Genomic DNA, 22,884 nt, shown 5'->3' with positions numbered 1-22,884 from the left:
TGCGAAAGTTCAACTATGACCACGACGTTGCCATGGGACGGCATCTTGATGCCTCGCGAGGCCTACGGCCCCGCAGCGGTCAAGGCCAGGGACTCGCTCACCGACGCGGCCGCACAGGGTGACTGGCGTCGCGCGCTCTCGCAGGTACGCAACGACTACACCGTCGGCGTCAACACCTGGAAGATCGGCGGCGAGTCGATGTTCACGCCGCTCCACCACGCCGCCTACCTCGGTGCACCGCGGGAGACCGTGCAGGAGCTGCTCTCGCTGGGCGGTGTCCGGTCGCTGCCCACGGCCCACGGCGAGACGCCCTACCAGCTCGCCAAGCGCCGCGGTCACGACCACCTGCTCGACATGCTCGACCCCTCCTTCCGTCCCGGCACCCCGCTCGGTGACAACCTCGAGGGCGTCAACCAGCACGTGAACACGACCCTCGCCGAGCTGACCGCGGAGTTCCGCGGCGACCACCAGCTGCGTACGTTCGACATCCGGCTCATCTCCGAGGAGGGCGGCCCTGCCGAGGCCTGGTTCACCGCCCCGGGGATGTACGGCGGCATCCGGATCGGCATGTTCTGGGGACGCGCCCACCTGGAATACAGCTCCCGCCTCGGCGACTCCTACGTCGTCGTCGGCCCCGAGGGCTCGGCCTACGTGAGCCGCACCAAGCGCGCCCTCCCACTGCCCACCCGGTAACCAGCCCGTCCGGAAACCCCTCGGGGTTCACCAGTTCCGCTGTACGCCGCGGCCCCGTCCGCCACACTCCGTACGTGGTTCACATCTGGGCCGTCACCCCGAAGGGGCAGTGGCAACTCGTCCGGTCGGCGAGAAGGGCTTCGCTCTGGACGCGGGCAACGCTGCTCCGTCACGTGCTGATCGCCATCGTCTGCTGGTCCGTGCTGATCGTCCCGTGGGTGCTGAGCGACGACTCCGGAACCATCGGCAGGCTGGACCGGATCGGGCTGGCCGCACTCGGGGTGATGGCACTCCTGTTCTCGGGCATGTGGCTCATCGCCCACCGGTCGGTCATCGCCAAGCAGATCACCGCTACCTATCCGATCGGCAAGGTCGTCGTCTCCGAGATGGACGACCGCGGCTTCCGGATCGCGACCGCGCTCGGCGAGGCATCGTGGCGCTGGGACCAGATCGGCGGTGCGCACGGCAACGCCGGGATTCTCGGCTTCATCGATCGGCAGGCCGTGCGCCTCGACCGGTTCCTCCCTGGGCTGATGCCTCGCCCGAGCGTCTGGGTTCCGCGGGCGCTGGTGGCAGACGATCTGCTCGTACGTCTCGGGCTCCCGGTCGTCGGCCCGACACCGGTGGCGTCACGGCATGGATTCCCGCGCGGCACTGCTGTCACCGCGGCCCGCACCTGGGTCGTGACCGCTGACTCTCAACGGAGGCTGGCGCGTGACGCCGGGATGACGCTGGTGCTCGAGCCGAGGATGCTGGCAGCGCTGATTCTTGCCGCTGTCATGCTCGGGGGACAGGCGTACCTGACCGTGGTGGCGGCGCTCGACGGCTATGGCACGGATCCGACGAACCTTCTGGTCCCGGTCTTCGTGGCGGTGAGCATCTGGGCGCTCTGGCGGGCGACCCGCAGCCAGATCAGGTCGCTCTTCCCGGTCGGCTTCAGCGTGTCGCTGCAGGTCGAGGACGTCGGCATCAGGCTGCTGACCGCGCGAGACGAGCGGGTGATTCCCTGGCGGATGCTTCAGGGGTCTCGGATCCGGGGGTCAGCCTTCAGCTATCCGAATGTGCTCCGGCCGACGGCTCGCGAGACCATTCCCGCGCCGTTGATTCCCGACGACATCGTGGCGCGACTCATGACGTCCCCCGGTCGAAACCGCGGTTTCCGGAGGATGAGAGGGTCGAGGCATGGCTGACTCTGGTGAGGATCTGATCATCGACCTGAACCCGCTCCCGGACGAGATCGGTGGGAGGCTGAGGGCTCAGCTGGAGTTCATCGCGGAGGCCGACAGGCTCAAGACGATCCTGCGCGCCTCTCCGCTGGCCGCGGCCGACCGTCGCGAGAACGACGCCGAGCACTCCTGGCACCTGGCATTGATGGTGCTGCTGCTGGCCGAGTACGCCGACGAGCCGATCGACGTCGGGCACGCGATCAAGCTCGTGATCATCCACGACATGGTCGAGATCTACGCCGGCGACAGCCCGGTCTTCGACCCTGCCGCGATCGTCGACCAGGTCGAGCGCGAGCTGGCTGCCGCCGACCGGCTCTTCGCGATGCTGCCGCCGGACCAGGCCGGGGAGATCCGGGCGCTGTGGGACGAGTTCGAGGCGGCGCAGACCCCTGAGGCGCGCTTCTGCAAGGCGATGGACCGCCTCGAGCCGATGCTCCTCAACTGGATCAACCGCGGTGGCACCTGGAGCATGCCGGGCGCCACCGAGTCCCGCGTACGTGCCCGCGAGGCCGGCGTCGTCGCCGCCTCGACCACCCTGGGACAGGCGACGGACGCCATCGTCCGCGCAGGTCTCGCCAAGGGCTGGATCCGTCCCGACTCCGAGTGAGTCCCGACTCGACATCGGGTGATCCGGCCATTCCCTCCGGGGGTATCCGGTACGCTGCGACCGGCCTGCCGGCCGAGACGCTGAGGAGGGCCGCCCGTGGATGCGGATGTGGTGCCCGGTTCGGTGACGGACTGGACCGTCACGATCGACGATCAGCGGCGGCTCAAACGGGCCCTGATGGGCCTGCGGGTGCGAAGCGGGGCGTACTGGCTGCTGGCACTGGCAGTGCCGGTGCTGGGGTCGGGTTTCGTCTGGCTCGGTGCGCAGGATGCGTTCGGCGGGGTCGTCAGCGACACGTTCGCGATCGCGACTGCGGTGGCACTCGGGGTCCTCATACTGCCTCTCAATGTGGCGATGCCGCTGGTGACCGTACGCCGTCGGGTAGAGCGTGAGCTCCCTGTCGGCACCACGCTCACAGCCTGGGCGACGGCAAGCGGATTGGGTGTGCGCACGCGCAGCCGACTCACCTTCTACCCATGGTCGCGGTTGACGGAGGTCGAGGCGGGCCCGGTGCTCGTGCGGTGCCGGCAGAAGATCCCGAGGACGTTGACTGTCCCCGAGTACCTTCCGGCCGGGCCGGACGAGGTGGCGCAGTCGATCGACTTCCCGGCTCAGCTCATCGGGCCGGAGATCAGGCGCGAACTGGAAGCGCGGGCGGACCGGAAGCCCGCGGAGATCCCGATGGCCGGGGTGCCGACCGTCGTCGACCGCGCCTTGCGGTGGCGGCTCGTCCGGGCCTGGATACGAGCGCAGTTCGGGGTTGCGGCGTGGCTGCTGCCGGCAGTGACGATCCTCAACATCGCGATGCAGCTCGCCATCGGCTCCTTCCTAGGGGTGTTCTTCTTCGCGGCGCTGGCGACGCTCGGCCTACCCGTCTGGTGGCTCACCGGGAAGCGGCGGATGTCGGGGATCTATCCGATAGGTGCCGCCGTCACCGGCTCCGCGGGCGAGTGGCTCGAGGTCCAGGGTCCGTGGGGGAGCGTGGCCTGGCCTCCGGGATGGCTGAAACCGATTCGGATGACCAAGCACACCGTGACGTACGAGATGGTGCAGGCGCACCCCGATGGCACGCTGGCCGAGTCGAATGGCGTCGAGAAGCGGATCGTCGTGATCCCGCGGGCCTTCCTCGACGCGCCGGAACCAGCTGTCCGCGCCGAAGCCTGATCCGCCACAACCCGGCAACATCCGCGCACATATGGGGTTCTGGCACGACCTGGGCTCGGGACGTACGAGGAATTTCGCTCATGTGCGGGGTTCTGACCCAGGTCTCCAGATCCCTCCGCAGATCTCCAGTACGCTGCCGCAGCCGAGCTGCGGCGATGTCGAGGAGGCCGTTGGTGGACATGGATGCGGTGCCGGGCTCGGTGACCAGCTGGACTGTCACGGCTGAGGATCAGCGCCGGCTGAGGCGCGCACTCGTGGGTCTGCGGCTGCGCAATCCGGGCTATTGGTTCGCGGCGCTGGTGCTGCCGCCGATGATGGTGGGGGCGCTCTGTTTGGTGTGGCTGTTCCCAGGCGCGAGCATCATCGACAACGGCTTCGGTGTTGCAGTGGCGGCGATCTTCGGAGGCACGATTCTGGTTCTCCAGCTGGTGATGCCGCTGTGGACCGCGCGAGGCGCGGTGCGGCGTGACCTGCCGGTGGGGGCGGTGCTCACGGCTTGGGCTACGGAGAGCGGCCTGGGGATACGCACGTCCACGCGGATGACCTTCTACCCCTGGTCGCGGCTGGCCCGGGCCGAGATCGGGCCGGTGCTGGTGAGGTGCCGACAGCCACGCTGGCGGCATCGGGTCCCGTCCTACGTCCCGACCGGGCCGGACGAGCTGGTGGGATCGATCGACTTCCCGGCCGTGCTCATCGGCCCGTTGATCCGGGGCGAGCTGGAGGCGGCGGGCGCCCGAACGGCTGTCGAGACGCCGCTGTCGGGAGTACGCATCGAGGTGGACCGGGCCATGCGACGGCGGCTCGTCTACGCCTGGTATCGGGAGCGGATCGGGCTCTCACCCCTGCTGACGTCGGGAATCCTGGGTGGTGTCGTGTCGATCTTCGTGATCTCAGGCCTCTATCGAGGCGCGATCTACCTTGCGGTGCTCGCCGGCTTGGGACCGCTGTCCCAGCTGTTCGGCGGGCAGGGCGGGATGACAGGGATGTATCCGCTCGGCGCCACCGTCGTCGGCTCGGTGGGCGAGTCGCTCGAGATCCAGGGACCGTGGGGCAGAGTCGTGTGGCACCACGGGTGGCTCAGGCAGCGACGGATGACGGCGCACACCGTGACGTACGAAGTCCTGCAGGTGAACGCCGACGGAGCTCCGGCCCAGGTGATCGATGTCGAGAAGCGGATCGTCGTGATCCCGCGGGCGTTCCTCGACGCGCCGGCACCGGCCTTCAGGCCCGGACGCTGACCCACCACTTCACCGCCATGGCGTGACTCTGCAGGCGTTTGCCGCCGGATGCGCGGGGGCATTTCGACCAGGGCGAGAAAGTGCGCCGCGCCATTTCGGCAACCCACTTGCATTCCGTCGCAGGAGTGGCAGGATGTGAGTTGGCCCACATTGTGATTCCATTCACAAAGTCTCAAGAAGGGGTGGGTCGCTCAGGGTAGGAGGCGAGATGGAGCTGTACGTGCCGGTGCTCGCGTTGGCGGGACTGGCGACGCTCTTCGCGGTCGGTTCGGTGATCATGAGCTCGGTCGTGGGACCGAGACGCGCCAACCAGGCCAAGGCGGATCCCTACGAGTGCGGGATCGAGGCCACGCCACAAGCGCTGGGCGGCCGCTTTCCGGTGAAGTACTACATCACCGCGATGCTCTTCATCATCTTCGACATCGAGATCATCTTCCTCTACCCGTGGGCCGTCAGGTTCGACGCGATGGGATGGTTCGGACTCGCGGAGATGGGCCTGTTCTTGCTGACGGTGTTCGTGGCGTACGCCTATGTGTGGCGCCGCGGCGGATTGGACTGGGACTGACATGGGTCTCGAAGAGAAGCTTCCGAGCGGGGTTCTGCTCACGACCGTCGAGGGCCTGGCGGGCTACTTCCGCAAGGCGAGCCTGTGGCCGGCGACGTTCGGGCTGGCCTGCTGCGCCATCGAGATGATGACGAGCGGCGGGCCGAAGTACGACCTCGCCCGGTATGGCATGGAGGTCTTCCGCGCCAGCCCGCGGCAGGCCGACCTGATGATCGTGGCGGGGCGGGTGAGCCAGAAGATGGCGCCGGTCCTGCGGCAGATCTATGACCAGATGCCCGAGCCGAAGTGGGTGCTCGCGATGGGCGTCTGCGCCAGCAGCGGCGGGATGTTCAACAACTATGCGATCGTCCAGGGCGTCGACCACATCGTGCCCGTCGACATGTATCTCCCCGGCTGCCCACCGCGCCCGGAGATGCTGATCGACGCGATCCTCAAGCTGCACGACAAGATCCAGGGCACCCCGCTGGGCGTCAACGCCGAGCGCGAGGAGGTCGCCAACGAGACCGCCGCGCTGCGCCAGCTGCCGCTGATCGACCAGACGGGACTGCTGCGGTGAACGATCAGAACAGCGGCCAGAACAGTGGCATGTTCGGCGTGAGCGACACCGGCGACACCAGCGGCTACGGCGGTCTCACCCGCCAGCACGCCATGCCGAGCCGCACCAGTGATGTCGGTGTTCAGCCCTACGGTGGCTGGTTCAAGGAGGTCGCCGACGCGCTCGCCTTCACCGAGGCGGAGGCGGTCATCCACCGTGGCGAGCTGACCTTCCACGTACGCCGCGAGCGGCTGCTCGAGGCCCTGCAGGTGCTCCGCGACGAGCTGCGCTTCGAGCTCTGCTCCGGGGTCTCCGGGGTGCACTACCCGGCTGACCATGGCCAAGAAAACAAGCACAGCGAGCTGCACGCGGTCTACCACCTGCTCTCGATGACGTACAACCGCCGGGTGCGGGTCGAGACCTCCGCCCCCGAGGAGGACCCGCACGTGCCGAGCGGGGTGGCGATCTACCCGACGCTGGACTGGCACGAGCGCGAGACCTACGACATGTTCGGGATCGTCTTCGACGGCCACCCGGGGCTGACCCGGATCCTGATGCCCGACGACTGGCCGGGACACCCGCAACGCAAGGACTACCCGCTCGGCGGGATCCCGGTGGAATACCACGGCGCGACGATCCCGCCGCCGGACACTCGCAGGAGCTACTCATGACCGCGACAGAGGCCGACGAAGGCCGTACGTTCACCGTCACCGGCCAGGACTGGGACGAGCTCACCGACGCCCTCAAGGACGTCAAGGACGAGCGAATCGTCGTCAACATGGGCCCGCAGCACCCCTCGACACACGGGGTGCTCCGGCTGATCCTCGAGCTCGAGGGCGAGACCGTGACCGAGGCGCGCGCCGGGATCGGCTACCTCCACACGGGCATCGAGAAGAACATGGAGTTCCGCTCCTGGACCCAGGGCACGACCTTCGTCACCCGGATGGACTACCTCTCGCCGATCTTCAACGAGACGGCGTACGTCCTCGGCGTGGAGAAGCTGCTCGGGATCCAGGCCGAGGTGCCGGAGAAGGCCGACGTCATCCGGGTCATGCTGATGGAGCTGAACCGGATCTCCTCCCACCTGGTCGCGATCGCGACCGGCGGCATGGAGCTCGGTGCGCTGACGGTGATGACGATCGGGTTCCGCGAGCGTGAGCTGTGCCTGGACCTGTTCGAGTTCATCACCGGGCTGCGGATGAACCACGCCTACATCCGTCCCGGCGGCGTCGCCCAGGACGTGCCCGAGGGCACAGTGGCGCGGGTCGGCGAGTTCATCGAGCTGATGAAGACCCGGCTGACCGAATACGCAGCGCTCTGCAACGCCAACCCGATCTTCAAGGGCCGCCTCGAGCAGGTCGGCTACCTCGACCTGGAGGGCTGCCTCGCGCTCGGCCTGACCGGCCCGATCCTGCGGTCGACCGGCTACCCGTGGGACCTGCGCAAGACCCAGCCCTACTCCGGTTACGAGGACTACGACTTCGAGGTCATCACCTGGGACACCTGTGACTCCTACGGGCGGTTCCGGGTCCGGCTGGCCGAGATGTGGGAGTCCTTGCGGATCATGGAGCAGGCGCTCAAGCGGCTCAAGGACCTCGACGGTGCGCCCGTGATGGTCGCCGACAAGAAGATCGCCTGGCCCTCGCAGCTCTCCGTCGGCCCCGACGGCCAGGGCAACTCCCTCGACCACATCCGCCACATCATGGGCGAGTCGATGGAGGCGCTGATCCACCACTTCAAGCTGGTGACCGAGGGCTTCCGGGTGCCGGCCGGCCAGGCGTACGCCGCGATCGAGTCACCGCGCGGCGAGCTCGGCGCGCACGTGGTCAGCGACGGCGGCACCAAGCCCTACCGGGTCCACTTCCGGGACCCGTCGTTCACCAACCTGCAGGCCACGAGCGTGATGTCCGAGGGCGGCATGGTCGCCGACGTGATCGTGGCGATCGCATCCATCGACCCGGTGATGGGAGGCGTCGACCGATGAGCTTGGCTCCGGAGACATTCGACGAGCTGCGGGAGATCGCGGCTCGCTATCCCCAGGCCCGTTCCGGGCTGCTGCCGATGCTCCACCTGGTGCAGTCGGTGGAGGGCCGGGTCACTCCTGAGGGCATCCAGGCGTGTGCCGACGTCCTGGGGCTGACCCCGGCCGAGGTGAGCGGGGTCGCGACCTTCTACACGATGTACAAGCGTCATCCCGTCGGGAAGCACCATGTCGGCGTCTGCACCAACACGCTCTGCGCGGTGATGGGCGGCGACGAGATCTTCGCCTGCCTGCGCGAGAAGCTCGAGGTGGGCAACGACGAGACGACGGCAGACGGCAGCATCACGCTCGAGCACATCGAGTGCAACGCGGCCTGCGACTACGCGCCGGTGGTGATGGTCAACTGGGAGTTCTTCGACAACCAGACGCCGGAGTCGGCGCTCCAGCTGGTGGAGGACCTGCAGGAAGGCCGCGAGGTCGTGGCCTCGCGCGGGGCGCGGATCACCAGCTGGCGCGAGGCCGAGCGGGTCCTCGCCGGCTTCGAGGACGGGCTCGTCGACGAGGGGCCGGCGTCGGGAGAGGCCTCCCAGGCGGGCCTGAAGCTGGCCGCCGAGAACGAGTGGAAGGCCCCTGAGGCATGACCGACACCCTGACCCCGGTCCTGACCGCCAACTGGGGCGACGAGCGGGCCTGGACGCTGCCCGCCTACACCGCCACCGGGGGATACGAGGCGCTCGACGTCGCGCTCCGGATGGCCCCGGAGGACGTCCAGACGACCGTCAAGGACTCCGGCCTCCGCGGTCGCGGAGGCGCCGGCTTCCCGACCGGTGTGAAGTGGGGCTTCCTGCCGCCGGCAGACCCGGAGAACCCCAAGCCGCGCTACCTCGTGGTCAACGCCGACGAGTCCGAGCCGGGCACCTGCAAGGACATCCCGCTGATGATGGCCTCGCCCCACACCCTGGTCGAGGGCGTGATCATCTCCTCCTACGCCATCCGTGCGGAGCGGGCCTTCATCTACGTACGCGGCGAGGTGCTGCACGTGATCCGGCGGCTGCAGGCCGCGGTCCGTGAGGCCTATGCCGCGGGTCACCTCGGCACGAACATCCACGGCTCCGGCTACGACCTCGAGCTGGTCGTGCACGCGGGCGCGGGGGCGTACATCTGTGGTGAGGAGACCGCGCTGCTCGACTCGCTCGAGGGGCGTCGTGGCCAACCCCGGCTCCGGCCGCCGTTCCCGGCCGTCGCCGGTCTCTACGCGAGCCCGACCGTGATCAACAACGCCGAGTCGATCGCCTCGGTGCCGGCGATCGTGAAGAACGGCGCCTCCTGGTTCTCGGGGATGGGGACGGAGAAGTCGGCCGGTGTCGGCATCTTCTCGCTCTCGGGCCACGTCAAGAAGCCCGGCCAGTACGAGGCCCCGCTCGGCATCACGCTGCGCAAGCTGATCGAGCTCGCCGGCGGGGTCCGCGAGGGCCACGAGCTCAAGTTCTGGACCCCGGGTGGCTCCTCGACGCCGCTGTTCACCCAGGAGCACCTCGACGTGCCGCTGGACTTCGAAGGGGTCGCCGCGGCCGGCTCGATGCTCGGCACCCGCGCGCTGCAGATCTTCGACGACTCGGTGTGCGTGGTGCGAGCGGTGCTGCGGTGGACGGAGTTCTACAAGCACGAGTCGTGCGGGAAGTGCACCCCGTGCCGCGAGGGCACCTGGTGGCTGGTGCAGGTGCTGGAGCGGCTGGAGAAGGGCGACGGCAAGCCGGAGGATCTCGACCTGCTGCTCGACCAGTGCGACAACATCCTCGGCCGCTCGTTCTGTGCGCTGGGTGACGGTGCGACCAGCCCGATCACCTCCTCGATCAAGTACTTCCGAGACGAATATCTGGCCCACCTCGAGCAGGGCGGCTGCCCGTTCGACCCGGCCGCGTCGACTGCATGGGCGGAGTCGAAATGAGCGACGTAACTCTCAAGATCGACGGCGCTGACGTCACGGTCCCCGAAGGGACCCTCGTGATCCGAGCCGCCGAGGAAGCCGGGATCGAGATCCCGCGGTTCTGTGACCACCCCTTGTTGGCCCCGGTCGGCGCGTGCCGGCAGTGCCTGGTCGACATCCCCGACGCCGGCAACGGTCGCGGCTTCCCGAAGCCGCAGGCCTCCTGCACGATCCCGGTCGCCGAGGGCATGGTGGTGGAGACGCAGAACTCCACCGCGGTGAAGGCGCAGCAGGGGATCATGGAGTTCCTCCTGGTCAACCACCCGTTGGACTGCCCGGTGTGCGACAAGGGCGGCGAGTGCCCGCTGCAGAACCAGGCGATGTCCCACGGCCAGGGGGAGACCCGGTTCGAGGGGACGAAGCGCACGTTCCCGAAGCCCATCAACCTCTCGCCCAACGTGCTGCTCGACCGTGAGCGCTGCATCGTCTGCCAGCGCTGCACCCGGTTCGCCGCCGAGATCCCGGGCGACCCGGGCATCGCGCTGATCCAGCGTGGCGCGCAGCAGCAGATCGGCATCGCCGAGGACAAGCCGTTCTCGTCCTACTTCTCCGGCAACGTCATCCAGATCTGCCCGGTCGGCGCGCTGACCTCGGACGACTACCGGTTCCGCGCCCGCCCCTTCGACCTGGTCTCGACCCCGAGCGTCGCCGAGCACGACGCCTGCGGTGCCGCGATCCGCATCGATCACCGCCGCGGCAAGGTCATGCGCCGGCTCGCCGGCAACGACCCCGAGGTCAACGAGGAGTGGATCTCCGACAAGGACCGCTTCGGATTCCGCTACGCGGTCCGCGACCGGCTCACCACGCCGATGGTCCGTGAGGACGGCGAGCTCCGTCCGGCCTCCTGGCTGGAGGCCGTCGCCGTGGCCGCGGCCGGGCTGGCCCAGGCCGGCTCCGTGGGCGTGCTGCCCGGTGGCCGGCTGACGCTGGAGGACGCGAAGGCCTACGCCACCTTCGCCCGAGACACTCTCCGCACGCCGCACATCGACTTCCGCTCGCGTCCGCTGTCGGCGGAAGAGACCGACTTCCTGCGCTCGCGGGTGGCGGGGACGAGCGTCACCTACGCCGACCTCGACGCCGCCGACCACGTCGTCCTCGTCGGCCTCGAGCCCGAGGACGAGGCCGGCACGCTCTTCCTGCGGCTGCGCAAGGCCAACCGATCCGGTCTGCGGATCACCACCCTGAGCCCGTACGCGTCGGAGGGCTCCCGCAAGCTCGGCGCAGAGATCGTCCTGACCGCTCCCGGCGCCGAGAAGGACGTGTTGTCGCAGTTCAGCGGGGTCACCGAAGCTTCGGTGATCCTCGTCGGCGAACGGCTGGCGACCAGCCCCGGCGCCTACTCCGCTGCCGCCGACCTCGCCGACCGCACCGGCGCCAGGCTCGCCTGGGTGCCGCGTCGCGCCGGCGACCGGGGTGCGGTCGAGGCCGACCTGCTTCCGGGCGAGGGTGGCCTCGACGCCGACGGCATCGTGCGCAGCGGCCTCGACGCCCTCCTCGTCGCCGGTGTGGACCCCGACGACACCGCCGACCCGGCTGCCTTCCTGGCCGCCCTCGACCAGGCCGGTTTCGTGGTCAGCCTCGAGCAGCGGGTCACCGCCGTGACCGAGCGTGCCGACGTCGTACTCCCTGTCGCCACCGCCTCCGAGAAGGCCGGCACCTTCGTCACCTGGGAAGGCCGCCGCCGCCCGTTCGAGAAGGTCTTCGACAAGCCCGGCACCTACTCCGACGCCGACCTCCTCAAGATCCTCGCCGAAGAGTCGAGTATCGACCGCGAGACGTCAGTTTCTGACCGCGAGGAGTCAGTTCTCGGCACAGAAATCGACCCCTCGACGTCAGAGATCGACTACTCGGCGCCGATCTCCGACTCTTCGGCGTATCGGGTTTCGACGTGGAGGTTGATGCTCGACAACGGGACGTTGCAGAGGGGGGACAAGGCTCTGGCCGCGACCGCACGGCCGGCGTTCGTACGCATCCCGGCAGGGCTCCACGCCGAGCTCGGTGACGTCGTGACGATCACCGGTGACCGGGGGAGCTGGACGCTTCCGGCGCTGCCGGCCGAGATGGCCGACGGCACCGTGTGGGTGCCGACGAACAGCTTCGGGCGCGGCGTGTGGGCGGACCTCGCCTCGCCGGGCTCGACGGTGACCATCGAGGGGGCAGGACAGTGAACGGGCTGGAGCAGTTCGGCCAGGACCCCTGGTGGATCATCGCGATCAAGGTCCTGCTGGTCTTCGTGGTCTGCGTCGTGCTGACGCTGTTCAACATCTGGTGGGAGCGCAAGGTCGTGGCCCGGATGCAGCACCGCATCGGCCCGAACCGGCACGGGCCGTTCGGTCTGCTGCAGTCGCTCGCCGATGGCGTGAAGCTGGCGCTGAAGGAGGACCTGACCCCGGAGAAGGCGGACAAGATCGTCTTCATCACCGCGCCGATCCTGGCGACGGTGCCGGCGTTCGTGACGTTCTCGGTGATCCCGTTCGGACCTGAGGTCAGTCTCTTCGGCGTGATGACGCCGCTGCAGCTGACCGACATGCCGGTCGCGGTGCTGTTCGTGATGGCGATCGCCAGCATCGGCATCTACGGGATCGTGCTCGGTGGCTGGGCCTCCGGATCCACCTACTCGCTCCTCGGAGGGCTCCGAAGCAGCGCCCAGATGATCTCCTACGAGGTGAGCATGGGTCTCGCGCTCGTCACCGTCTTCCTGATGGCCGGGAGCCTGTCCACGAGCCAGATCGTCGAGGCTCAGACCGACTGGTGGTTCGGCGCCCTGCTGCTGCCGTCCTTCCTGATCTACTGCATCTCGATGGTCGGCGAGACCAACCGCGCGCCGTTCGACCTTCCCGAGGCCGAGGGAGAGCTGGTCGGTGGTTTCCACACCGAATACTCCAGCCTGAAGTTCGCCCTCTTCTTCCTGGCCGAATACATCAACATGGCCACCGTCAGCGCGCTCGCCACCACGCTGTTCCTCGGTGGCTGGCGGGCCCCGCTCGGTCTCGGCACCCTCTGGGCCGGCGCCAACGAGGGCTACTGGCCGGTGCTGTGGTTCTTCCTGAAGATGTTCTTCTTCATCTGGGTCTTCATCTGGCTGCGCGGCACGCTGCCCCGACTGCGCTACGACCAGTTCATGTCGCTCGGCTGGAAGGTCCTGCTCCCGGCGAGCCTCGCCTGGATCGTCGTCGTCGCGGTGATCAAGATGACCGCGATCCAGGGCGGCTTCAGCCCCAACTGGTTCCTCTTCGGCTTCGGCCTGGCCGTCACCGTGGTGGTCGTGCTCGGCTTCCTCAACCGGCTCCCGGAGAAGGAGGCCCAGGCCAGCACCCCGGCCGGCGGTTTCCCCACGCCCGCGATGCCCGCCGGTGGAGCCGTCCGCGGTGCCGCCCAGCCGCTCGTCTTCGGCCTCAACGGCACCAGCGGGCCCCACGGCGTACGAATCCTTCCCTCTCCTGAGGACGCACTGCCTGAGGAGGCAAAGTGAGCAACGACGACCGCACGTTCAAGGAGCGTTTCTGGGACCCGGTCAGCGGGTTCGCGGTGACCTTCGGGACGCAGTTCAAGAAGCCGGTCACCGAGCAGTACCCGCAGCAGAAAGAGCCGACCGAGGAGCGCTTCCACGGTCGCCACCAGCTCAACCGGCACCCTGACGGTCTGGAGAAGTGCGTCGGGTGCGAGCTGTGCGCGTGGGCCTGCCCCGCCGACGCCATCTACGTCGAGGGCGCGGAGAACACCGAGGAGGAGCGCTACTCGCCCGGTGAGCGCTACGGCCGCGTCTACCAGATCAACTACCTGCGTTGCATCCTGTGCGGGCTGTGCATCGAGGCCTGCCCGACCCGGGCGCTGACGATGACGAACGAGTACGAGCTCGCGGACACCTCGCGCGAGAGCCTCATCTACGAGAAGCAGGACCTGCTCGCGCCGCTCGAGGACGGGATGGAGGCTCCTCCGCACCCGATGTTCCTGGGCAACGACGACACCTCCTACTACGCGCCGGAGCCCAAGGAGCCCACCCGATGAGCTTCGTGATCCTCGCCTCGATCATGGTGATCGCGGCGCTGGGCCTCCTGTTCTCGCGCAAGCCCGTGCACGCCGCGCTCTCGCTGGCGGTGGTCATGGTCGGGCTCGCGATGATCTACGCGATGCTGGAGGCGCCGTTCCTGTTCGCGGTACAGATCGTGGTCTACACCGGCGCGATCCTGATGCTGTTCCTGTTCGTGATCATGCTGGTCGGCGTCGACACCTCCGACCGGCTCAAGGAGACGATCGCGGGACAGAAGGTCCTGGCCGGTCTGCTCGGCGTCGGGCTGGGCGTGATCCTCGTCGCGGGCGTCGGCCAGGCGAGCATCGCCACGATGCGCGGGCTGTCCGAGGCCAACGCGGGCGGCAACGTACAGCGCCTCGCCGACCTGCTCTTCTCCCGCTACGTGATCGCCTTCGAGGCGACCAGCGCGCTGCTGATCACCGCCGCGATCGGCGCGATGGTGCTGGCCCACCGGGAGCGGATCGACCCGAAGCAAACGCAGACCGACCTCGCCCAGAAGCGGGTCGCCGACTACGCGAAGAGCGGGAAGCACCTCGGCCCGCTGCCCCCACCGGGCACCTTCGCGAGACACAACAGCAACGACACCCCGGCGCTGCTGCCGGACGGGTCGCAGAGCAGGAGGTCGGTCCCGGCGATCCTGGCCGGGGGCAGATCGAACGGGGCGAACGGATCGAACGGATCGAACGGAGAGGGGAAGAACGAATGACAGACAACACCACGGCGTACGTCATCCTGTCCGCCATCCTCTTCACGATCGGCACGATCGGTGTGCTGACCAGGCGCAATGCGATCGTCGTCTTCATGTGCGTCGAGCTCATGCTCAACGCCGCCAACCTGGCGCTGGTGGCGTTCAGCCGGATGCACGGCAACCTCGACGGGCAGGTGACCGCCTTCTTCGTGATGGTCGTCGCGGCCGCTGAGGTGGTCGTCGGGCTGGCGATCATCATGACCATCTTCCGCACCAGAAACACGGCTTCGGTCGACGAGCCAAGGATGCTCAAGTGGTGAACCCTGTCGAGGCCAGCGGCGTCTTCTCGCTGATCTGGCTGGTGATCGCGCTGCCCCTGGCCGGCGCAGCCCTGATCCTGATCGGGCGCCCGCTGGCGCCGGCCCTCTTCGACCGGATCGGGCACTGGCTCGCGGTTGCGCTCGCGGGCGCGGCCTTCGTGGTGTCGCTCGTCCTCTTCGTGGCTCTCCTCGGCCGCGACGAGGAGAGCAGGCAGGTCGTCCAGCACCTCTACACCTGGTTCGACACGGGCGACCTGAGCGTCGGCTTCGACCTGCTCTACGACCAGCTCTCCAGCCTGTTCCTGCTGCTCATCACCGGCGTCGGCACCCTGATCCACATCTACTCCGTCGGCTACATGGCCCACGACGAGCGCCGCACCCGGTTCTTCGGCTACCTCAACCTGTTCCTCGCCGCGATGCTGATGCTGGTGCTGGCGGAGAACTACGTCGGGCTCTTCCTCGGCTGGGAGGGCGTCGGCCTGGCGTCCTACCTGCTGATCGGCTTCTGGCAGCACAAGCCGTCCGCGGCCGCTGCCGCCAAGAAGGCGTTCGTGATGAACCGGGTCGGCGACATGGGCCTCTCGCTGGCGATCGCCCTGTGCTTCGTCACCTTCGGCTCGACGTCGTTCTCCGCGATCGACATCGGCGACACCACGACCACGACGCTCAACTGGCTCGGCATCCTGCTGCTCGTCGGCGCCTGCGGCAAGTCCGCACAGGTGCCGCTGCAGGGCTGGCTCCTGGACGCGATGGAGGGTCCGACCCCGGTCTCCGCGCTGATCCACGCGGCGACGATGGTGACCGCCGGCGTCTACCTGATCGTACGCAGCAGCGCGGTCTTCGACGCCGCCGAAGCCGCCTCGACCGCTGTCGTGATCGTCGCCCTGGTGACGATCATCTGGGGCGCCGCGGTGAGCTGCGTGAAGGACGACATCAAGAAGGTCCTGGCCGGTTCGACGATGAGCCAGATCGGCTACATGATGCTGGCTGCCGGGCTGGGCGGACCGGGTTACGCGTTCGCGATCTTCCACCTGCTCACCCACGGCTTCTTCAAGGCCAACATGTTCCTCGGTGCCGGAAGCCTGATGCACGGGATGAACGACGACGTGAACCTCAAGCACTACGGCGCCCTCAGCCGGGCGCTCCCGGTCACGTTCCTGACCTTCTCGATGGGCTACCTGGCGATCATCGGGTTCCCCGGCTTCTCCGGCTTCTGGTCCAAGGACAAGATCCTCGAGGTCGCCTTCGCCGAGAGCTGGCTGGTCGGCATCATCGCCCTGCTGGCCGCCGGCGTGACCGCGTTCTACATGACCCGCCTGATGATGCTCGCCTTCTTCGGACGCAAGCGGTGGCCTGAGGGCGTACACCCGCACGAGTCGCCACGCATCATGACCGGTCCGCTCGTGGTCCTGGCCGCGCTGTCGGTCCTCGGTGGCGTCTTCGCCCTGGGCGGCTGGATCGAGCACTGGCTCGAACCGGTGGTCGCCATCGGCCACGGCGGCCACCACGGACCGCTCCCGGTCTGGGCCACCTCGGTCCTCGCGGTGCTCGTCGTCGCCATCGGCGTCGCGGCAGCCGGGTTCGTCTTCGGGCGTCGCCCGACCACGACCGACCCGACGCCCTACCTGCACGTCCCGCACGTCGAGGACGTGGTGGTGCCACCCGGGATGGCGATCACCCGCGGCGCGCTCGCGACCGACAAGTATGTCGTCGACGGCCTGATGAGCGGTGGCCCGGTCGCCCTCGCGGCGATCGCCGGTGAGCTCCGCAAGGCGCAGACCGGCTACGTACGTTCCTATGCCCTCTCCGTCCTCGGCGGCACGGTTCTCGTCGCCCTGGCCCTGATCGTGGTGAGCTGACTTGTTGACAACTCTCGTCCTCATTCCGTTCGTGGGCGCGCTGGTCACGGCGGTGATGCCGGCCCGGCCCAAGCTGTGGGCCTTCGGCTTCGCGTTCGCGACCCTGATCGCGGGCCTCGTGACGATGTTCACCGCCCCCGATACCGACGTCGTCTGGATGGAGCCGCTCGGGGTCCACTGGGCGCTGGAGATGGACGGCTTCGGCAAGCTGATGGTGCTGCTGACCGTGGTTCTGGTGCCGCTGGTGATGGTGGCGGCGGTCAAGGACCACGACAAGCGGTGGTACGCCTGGGCGCTGGCCCTGGAGGCCTTCGCGCTGCTCACCTTCCTCGCCGCCGACCTGTTCGTCTTCTACATCGCCTTCGAGGCGACGCTGATCCCGGCCTACTTCATGATCGGTCAGCACGGTGGCCCCCAGCGGGCGAAGGCCGCGCTGAAGTTCCTGATGTTCCAGCTCGGCGGCGGCCTGGTGCTGCTCGGTGCGTTGATCGGCTTCTTCGTGGTCTCCTCGGAGGCCGGCGCACCGTCCTACCTGATCAGCGACCTCGCCCAGCTCGACATCGGCACCACCGCGCAACGCTGGATCTTCGTGGCGATGTTCATCGCGTTCGCGGTCAAGGCGCCGCTGTTCCCGGTGCACACCTGGCTGGCGGACACGACCGAGCAGGCCACCCCGCCGACCTCGGTGCTCCTGGTCTGCATCCTCGACAAGATCGGCACCTTCGGCATGATCCGGCTCTGCCTGGGTCTGGTGCCGGAGGCGTCCGCGTGGGCGACGCCTGTCGTCGTGGTGCTGGCGCTGATCTCGATCGTCTACGGCGCCGTCCTGGCGATCGGGCAGGACGATCTGCTCCGACTGATCGGCCTCACCTCGCTGAGCCACTTCGGGCTGATCACGCTCGGCATCTTCGCGGCCACCCGCGAAGGCCTGGTCGGGTCGATCCTCTACATGGTCAACCACGGTGTCGCGACCGCGGCGATGTTCCTGATCGCCGGGTTCCTGATCACCCGCAAGCGCACCGCCTCGATCTCGTCGATGCGCGGGCTCGAGAAGGCGACCCCGGTGCTCGCCGGCACGTTCCTCATCGCCGGTCTGGCCACCGCCGGTCTCCCCGGGCTCTCCCAGTTCGTCTCCGAGATCATGGTCCTGATCAGCGCCTTCGACTACCACTGGGTGGTCGGTGTCATCGCCGTCACCGCGATCGTGCTCGCCGCGATCTACGTGCTGTGGGCCTACCAGCGGATCTTCACCGGACCCGCTCAGCTCTCCAAGAAGCCGGTCCGCGACCTCGACCGGCGGGAGATCGGGGTGCTGACGCCGCTCCTGGTCGCCCTCGTCTTCTTCGGCTTCGTCCCCGGCCCGCTGATCTCGGCGGCGTCACCGGTGGTCGATCCGATCGTCAACGTGATCCAGGCAGGTGAGTGAGGCGATGTTCGAGTCTCCCGGAATTTCGTACGCCACCCTCTGGCCCGTCCTGCTGGTGCTGGGCGTCGCCTGCGCCGGTGTCGTGGTGGAGGCCTTCGCGCCCCGCGCCGCGCGGTTCAACACCCAGGTCTCCCTGGCACTCCTCGGTCTGGCCGCCGCCCTCGCCGGCACGGTCGCGGTCGGGGCGGGCTCCGGCCTGGGTGTCTCGACCGGTGAGGGTGCGCTCGTCGTCGACGGCCCTGGGGTCTTCTCCCAGGGGCTGGTCCTGCTGGTCTCGCTCGGCGGCGTGGCTCTCTTCGCCGAACGCCGTCTCGACAACGGCGTGAGCGCCTTCGCCGGTCAGGCGGCGGCGCTGCCCGGCACACCGGCCGAGCGCACGGCATCGCAGCGGGGCCTGGAGCACACCGAGGTCTATCCGCTGATGATGTTCGCGGTCGGCGGGATGATGCTCTTCTGCATCTCCGGCGACCTGCTGATGCTCTTCGTCGCGCTCGAGGTGCTCTCGCTCCCGCTCTACCTGCTGACCGGGCTGGCCCGGCGTCGCCGGCTGCTCTCCCAGGAAGCCGCGCTGAAATACTTCCTGCTCGGCGCCTTCTCGTCCGGCATCTTCCTCTACGGTCTCGCGCTGGTCTACGGCTTCGCCGGGTCGATGTCGCTGGCCGAGATCGGTGAGATGGCGGCCGAGGACGGCTCCAGCCCGCTGCTGCTGCTCGGCATCGGCCTGATGGCCGTCGGCCTGCTCTTCAAGACCGGTGCGGTGCCGTTCCACTCCTGGACGCCCGACGTCTACCAGGGCGCTCCGACGCCGGTGACCGCGTGGATGTCGGCTGCGACCAAGATCGCCGCGTTCGCCGCGATGCTGCGCCTCTTCTACGTTGCCTTCGGCGCCGAGGGTGACATCTGGCGCCCGGCGATCGGCATCGTCGCGGTGCTGACGATGCTGCTGGGTGCCTCCTTCGCGGTGGTCCAGACGGACGTGAAACGGATGCTCGGCTACTCCGCCGTCGCCCACACCGGCTTCCTGCTCACCGGCCTCCTCGGGGTGCAGAACGACGCCTTCGGCTCCACCCAGGCGGTGCTCTTCTACCTGACCGCCTACGGCTTCGCGACGCTCGGGTCGTTCGCGATCGTCTCGCTGGTACGCGGGCCCAACGGCGAGGTCGGCTCGCTGGACCGCTGGGCGGGCCTGGGGCGCACCAACCCGTGGGTCGCGGCGACCTTCGCCGTCTTCCTGCTCTCGATGGCCGGGCTGCCGCTGACCGCCGGGTTCATCGGCAAGTGGGGCGTCTTCGCCGCCGCGCTGGGAGCCGGTCAATGGCCTGTCGTCGCGGTCGCGATCGGGTCGAGCATCATCGCGGTCTTCTTCTACGTACGCGTCATCATGCTGATGTTCTTCACCGATCCTCAGGAGGACGCGGCAACGGTTTCGACGCCGTCCTACGCCACCACCGTCGTGATCGCACTGAGCGCTGTCGCCACCGTCTTGTTGGGTGTTATTCCGGGCCCTGTGCTCAGCCTGTTGGTGGATGCGGGAGGATTCATCGGGTGAGCACCAGCGCACCCACCGACCGAGCCCCTGAACTCGCCCTCCCGATCACCGATCCCGAGCTCGAGCAGCGGCTGCGTGCTCGGCTGGTGGATGTGGAAGAACGGCTGGCCAGCTATACGCGTAGCCGTTCGCCGTTCGTCACCGAGGCGGCCACCCACCTGATGCAGGCCGGCGGCAAGCGGTTCCGGCCGTTGCTGGTGCTGCTGGCCGCCGAGTGTGGCCCGGACAAGCTCGCCTACGAGGTCATCACCGCCGCCTGCGTCGTCGAGCTCACCCATCTCGCCTCGCTCTACCACGACGACGTCATGGACGAAGCGCTCGTGCGCCGCGGCGAGGACTCCGCCAACGCCCGGTTCGACAACCACGTCGCCATCCTCACCGGTGACTTCCTGTTCGCGCGTTCCTCGGAGCTGACCGCCGAGCTGGGCCCGGAGGCCGTACGCATCCAGGCAGCCACCTTCGCCAAGCTCGTCGAGGGTCAGATCCTGGAGGGTGTCGCGCCGCCCGAGGGCGTCGACCCCGTCGACCACCACCTCGAGGTGCTGGCCGGGAAGACCGGCGTCCTGATCGCCACCTCGGCGCTCTACGGCGCGCTCTTCGCCGGCGCCGACAAGGAGATCCAGGAGGCCTTGGTCGCCTACGGCGACATCGTCGGCGTCGCCTTCCAGCTTTCCGACGACATCCTCGACATCGCCTCCGACTCCGACAAGTCGGGCAAGACGCCTGGGACCGACCTCCGTGAGGGCGTTCCCACGCTCCCGGTGCTGCTGGCACGGCGCTCCGCCGACGCCGGCGACGCCCGGCTCCTGGAGCTGCTCGACAGCGACCTCACCGACGACGCGGCCTTGGCCGAGTGCGTCGCTCTGCTCCGCGCCCACCCGGCACTCGCCGAGGCGCGCGCGTACGTCCAGGCTCGCGCCGAGGAGGCCAAGGCCGCCCTCGCCCCGCTCCCCGAAGGCCCCGTACGCGCCGCCCTCGAGGCCTTCGCCGACGCCGTCGCCGTCCGCTCCGCCTAGGATCAGCCCTCATCCACGGGGGAAATTCTCCGAAGCCGGGACGCCGGCGGCGTACCGGTGCTTGAATTCGCTGTCCGCAGTCTCGGGCACCGCACTTCGGGAGAAAGTCCCCACATGCTTCGCAAGATCTCGCTGGCCGCTGCCGTCCTGGCACTCGCGGCAGCCGGCCTCACCATCGGCACGTCCTCGCCGGCCGCTGCCGCATCCACCCCGTCGGTCCGCGCCACCACCGCCTGTGAGGGCGGCGCCGGCACCATCACTGTCGGCTCCTATCGACGCGCCACCGGCGGCACCACCGGGACCACCCGCTTGGAGGGCGTGAAGCGCCCCAACTGGATGGGCTACACCCAGGTCGGCTTGGCCGAGCCCGCCTTCCCGGTGGCCGAGGGGGAGGAAGAGGCGCCGCCGATGCTCAAGGCCGTCAACGGCGTCGTCCGCGACTCCACCTCGTCCAAGCTCAGCTGGCCGCGCCCGGTCAACGGCTTCTACCTCTCCCGTGACGCGGCGGTCATGTGCATGGCCGGGGTGCGTCAGACGTCGACGTTCGTCGAGGGTATGAGCATGTACACCACCCTCCGCGTCCGCCGCGACTCCGGCGTCGTCCGGGTCGAGGGCATGGCCAACCGCTACGGCAAGCACAAGGTCATCGTCCGGCTCTGGTCGCCCGCCGGCTACCAGCAGAAGACGAAGTACGTGAACCCCGGCTACGACTCCGACATCGGCGTGCTCAGCGCCCGGTTCACCGGTTTCAAGCGCACCAACAAGTTCACCAAGGCCGTCGTGATCGTCAAGCACGTCAAGACCGGCAGGACCACCAGGCTGGCCATCGGCCGCACGCTCTGACCAGGTTCTGTACGACCGTCCCGACCGCCTGCGGCGCCCGAGCGTCGCGGGCGGTCGGCTGTCTCTGCAGGCCCGCCCGTCGGACCAGGGTAAAGAAGCCGTACGCGAGGCGGGTAGCGTGGGCTCGTGAGTGAGCAGCGGCGTGGAGTGATGTTCGGCGCCGCGGCGTACATCATGTGGGGTGTCTTCCCGCTCTACTTCCCGCTCCTGGAGCCGGCCGGAGCCTGGGAGATCCTGGGGCACCGGATCGTGTGGTCGCTCGTCGTGGCCGGCGCGCTGGTGCTGATCGTGGGACGCCGCGCACAGGTCGCGGCGATCCTGCGCGACCGGCGCAAGCTCGGGCTGCTCGCGGCTGCTGCTGCGGTGATCTCGATCAACTGGGTGACGTACATCTGGGGCGTCAACAACGGGCGGATCGTGGAGACGAGCCTGGGCTACTTCACGAACCCGCTGGTCACGATGTTGATGGGCGTGATCATTCTTCGTGAGCGGATGCGGAAGCTGCAGTGGGTGGCGCTGGGGATCGCGTTCCTGGCCGTCGTCGTGCTCACCATCGACTACGGACGGCTGCCGTGGGTGGCGCTCGTGCTGGCGTTCTCGTTCGGCACGTACGGGCTGCTGAAGAAGAGCGCCGGGGTCGGGCCCTTCGAGTCGCTGGCCGTCGAGACCGCGGTGACCGTCCCGTTCGCGCTGGCTCTCCTCGTCGCGCTCCAGGCGACCAGTAACGGCACGCTCGTCGGGCACGGTGTCGTCCACGTACTTCTGCTGATCAGCCTCGGCGTCATCACGGTGGTGCCGCTGGCCTGCTTCGGCGCCGCCGCGATCCGAGTGCCGATGGTGACGATCGGGCTGCTGCAGTACCTCGCGCCCATCCTGCAGTTCGCCGTCGGCGTCTTCATCGCCCACGAGGCGATGCCTCCCGGCCGGTGGGTCGGGTTCGCGATCGTCTGGCTCGCCCTGATCATCTTCAGCGCCGAGGCCGTTCACCACCGCCGCCAGGTCCTGCGGACGCTGGTGACCCCGACGAGCTCGACCGTCTAGCGCCGAGACGTCAGCCCCGCCGGTCGAGACGTCACCCCCGGGGGGGGGGGGGGGGGGGGGGGGGGGGGGGGGGGGCGCGGGGGGCGGGGGGGGGGGGGGGGGCGGCCGCGGGG

22 protein-coding genes are annotated in these 22,884 nt (G+C 68.6%); all 22 read left to right on the top strand.

Translation table 11 applies throughout. The features are described 5' to 3' along the window. Window positions 1-15: 15 nt before the first annotated feature. The 22 genes from WBG06_RS09025 (at window position 16) to rarD (ending at window position 22,771) form a co-directional block, all read left to right on the top strand. The gene (locus tag WBG06_RS09025) at window positions 16-693 is read left to right on the top strand and encodes an ankyrin repeat domain-containing protein (protein ID WP_336736253.1); all 678 of its coding nucleotides are present in this window, start codon (window positions 16-18) and stop codon (window positions 691-693) included. A gap of 74 nt (window positions 694-767) precedes the next feature. Further along, window positions 768-1,883 (top strand): hypothetical protein, encoded by a 1,116-nt coding sequence (locus WBG06_RS09020; protein ID WP_336736252.1) that lies wholly within the window; start codon window positions 768-770, stop codon window positions 1,881-1,883. After that, entirely contained in the window at window positions 1,876-2,526 is a 651-nt protein-coding gene (locus WBG06_RS09015) for an HD domain-containing protein (RefSeq protein ID WP_336736251.1), read from the top strand. Before WBG06_RS09020 ends, WBG06_RS09015 begins: the two co-directional genes overlap by 8 nt. A 96-nt stretch (window positions 2,527-2,622) precedes the next feature. Then, window positions 2,623-3,690: a hypothetical protein gene (locus WBG06_RS09010; protein WP_336736250.1), complete on the top strand. Its 1,068-nt coding sequence runs from the start codon at window positions 2,623-2,625 to the stop codon at window positions 3,688-3,690. Window positions 3,691-3,863: 173 nt separating this feature from the next. Then, window positions 3,864-4,928 (top strand): hypothetical protein, encoded by a 1,065-nt coding sequence (locus WBG06_RS09005; protein WP_336736249.1) that lies wholly within the window; start codon window positions 3,864-3,866, stop codon window positions 4,926-4,928. 208 nt (window positions 4,929-5,136) lie between these two features. Beyond that, the gene (locus WBG06_RS09000) at window positions 5,137-5,493 is read left to right on the top strand and encodes an NADH-quinone oxidoreductase subunit A (RefSeq protein ID WP_179660860.1); all 357 of its coding nucleotides are present in this window, start codon (window positions 5,137-5,139) and stop codon (window positions 5,491-5,493) included. Between the two features lies 1 nt (window position 5,494). After that, a complete protein-coding gene (locus WBG06_RS08995) occupies window positions 5,495-6,049 on the top strand; it encodes a NuoB/complex I 20 kDa subunit family protein (protein WP_336736248.1) in 555 nt (184 codons plus the stop codon). Next, window positions 6,046-6,699: an NADH-quinone oxidoreductase subunit C gene (locus WBG06_RS08990; RefSeq protein WP_336736247.1), complete on the top strand. Its 654-nt coding sequence runs from the start codon at window positions 6,046-6,048 to the stop codon at window positions 6,697-6,699. The genes WBG06_RS08995 and WBG06_RS08990 overlap by 4 nt, the downstream gene beginning before the upstream one ends. Continuing rightward, window positions 6,696-8,012 (top strand): NADH-quinone oxidoreductase subunit D, encoded by a 1,317-nt coding sequence (locus tag WBG06_RS08985; RefSeq protein ID WP_336736246.1) that lies wholly within the window; start codon window positions 6,696-6,698, stop codon window positions 8,010-8,012. Before WBG06_RS08990 ends, WBG06_RS08985 begins: the two co-directional genes overlap by 4 nt. Then, a complete protein-coding gene (gene nuoE, locus WBG06_RS08980) occupies window positions 8,009-8,650 on the top strand; it encodes an NADH-quinone oxidoreductase subunit NuoE (RefSeq protein WP_336736245.1) in 642 nt (213 codons plus the stop codon). Before WBG06_RS08985 ends, nuoE begins: the two co-directional genes overlap by 4 nt. Then, window positions 8,647-9,957, top strand: coding sequence for an NADH-quinone oxidoreductase subunit NuoF (gene nuoF, locus WBG06_RS08975; protein ID WP_336736244.1), 1,311 nt, complete (start codon window positions 8,647-8,649; stop codon window positions 9,955-9,957). The genes nuoE and nuoF overlap by 4 nt, the downstream gene beginning before the upstream one ends. After that, window positions 9,939-12,164 (top strand): NADH-quinone oxidoreductase subunit G, encoded by a 2,226-nt coding sequence (locus tag WBG06_RS08970; RefSeq protein WP_442945420.1) that lies wholly within the window; start codon window positions 9,939-9,941, stop codon window positions 12,162-12,164. The genes nuoF and WBG06_RS08970 overlap by 19 nt, the downstream gene beginning before the upstream one ends. Next, window positions 12,161-13,468 (top strand): NADH-quinone oxidoreductase subunit NuoH, encoded by a 1,308-nt coding sequence (gene nuoH / locus WBG06_RS08965; RefSeq protein WP_336736242.1) that lies wholly within the window; start codon window positions 12,161-12,163, stop codon window positions 13,466-13,468. Before WBG06_RS08970 ends, nuoH begins: the two co-directional genes overlap by 4 nt. Continuing rightward, the gene (gene nuoI / locus WBG06_RS08960) at window positions 13,465-14,004 is read left to right on the top strand and encodes an NADH-quinone oxidoreductase subunit NuoI (RefSeq protein WP_336736241.1); all 540 of its coding nucleotides are present in this window, start codon (window positions 13,465-13,467) and stop codon (window positions 14,002-14,004) included. Before nuoH ends, nuoI begins: the two co-directional genes overlap by 4 nt. After that, entirely contained in the window at window positions 14,001-14,735 is a 735-nt protein-coding gene (locus WBG06_RS08955) for an NADH-quinone oxidoreductase subunit J (RefSeq protein WP_336736240.1), read from the top strand. Before nuoI ends, WBG06_RS08955 begins: the two co-directional genes overlap by 4 nt. Further along, window positions 14,732-15,037: an NADH-quinone oxidoreductase subunit NuoK gene (gene nuoK, locus WBG06_RS08950; protein WP_008356449.1), complete on the top strand. Its 306-nt coding sequence runs from the start codon at window positions 14,732-14,734 to the stop codon at window positions 15,035-15,037. The genes WBG06_RS08955 and nuoK overlap by 4 nt, the downstream gene beginning before the upstream one ends. Then, the gene (nuoL, locus tag WBG06_RS08945; RefSeq protein WP_336736239.1) at window positions 15,031-16,896 is read left to right on the top strand and encodes an NADH-quinone oxidoreductase subunit L; all 1,866 of its coding nucleotides are present in this window, start codon (window positions 15,031-15,033) and stop codon (window positions 16,894-16,896) included. Before nuoK ends, nuoL begins: the two co-directional genes overlap by 7 nt. Before the next feature lies 1 nt (window position 16,897). Further along, on the top strand, window positions 16,898-18,322 hold the full coding sequence (locus WBG06_RS08940) for a complex I subunit 4 family protein (RefSeq protein ID WP_336736238.1): 1,425 nt from the start codon (window positions 16,898-16,900) through the stop codon (window positions 18,320-18,322). A 4-nt stretch (window positions 18,323-18,326) separates the two neighbouring features. Continuing rightward, on the top strand, window positions 18,327-19,871 hold the full coding sequence (gene nuoN / locus WBG06_RS08935) for an NADH-quinone oxidoreductase subunit NuoN (protein ID WP_336736237.1): 1,545 nt from the start codon (window positions 18,327-18,329) through the stop codon (window positions 19,869-19,871). After that, the gene (locus tag WBG06_RS08930) at window positions 19,868-20,887 is read left to right on the top strand and encodes a polyprenyl synthetase family protein (protein WP_336736236.1); all 1,020 of its coding nucleotides are present in this window, start codon (window positions 19,868-19,870) and stop codon (window positions 20,885-20,887) included. Before nuoN ends, WBG06_RS08930 begins: the two co-directional genes overlap by 4 nt. Before the next feature lie 114 nt (window positions 20,888-21,001). Continuing rightward, window positions 21,002-21,730 carry a hypothetical protein gene (locus tag WBG06_RS08925; protein WP_336736235.1) on the top strand — a complete coding sequence of 243 codons (729 nt, stop codon included), beginning with the start codon at window positions 21,002-21,004 and terminating at the stop codon, window positions 21,728-21,730. A 126-nt stretch (window positions 21,731-21,856) separates the two neighbouring features. Next, the gene (gene rarD / locus WBG06_RS08920; RefSeq protein ID WP_336736234.1) at window positions 21,857-22,771 is read left to right on the top strand and encodes an EamA family transporter RarD; all 915 of its coding nucleotides are present in this window, start codon (window positions 21,857-21,859) and stop codon (window positions 22,769-22,771) included. Window positions 22,772-22,884: the final 113 nt, after the last annotated feature.

Origin of the sequence: Nocardioides sp. CCNWLW239 (assembly GCF_037137035.1) — a bacterium.
Classification (GTDB): Bacteria; Actinomycetota; Actinomycetes; order Propionibacteriales; family Nocardioidaceae; genus Nocardioides.
This window is presented reverse-complemented; position numbering and strand designations above follow the sequence as displayed.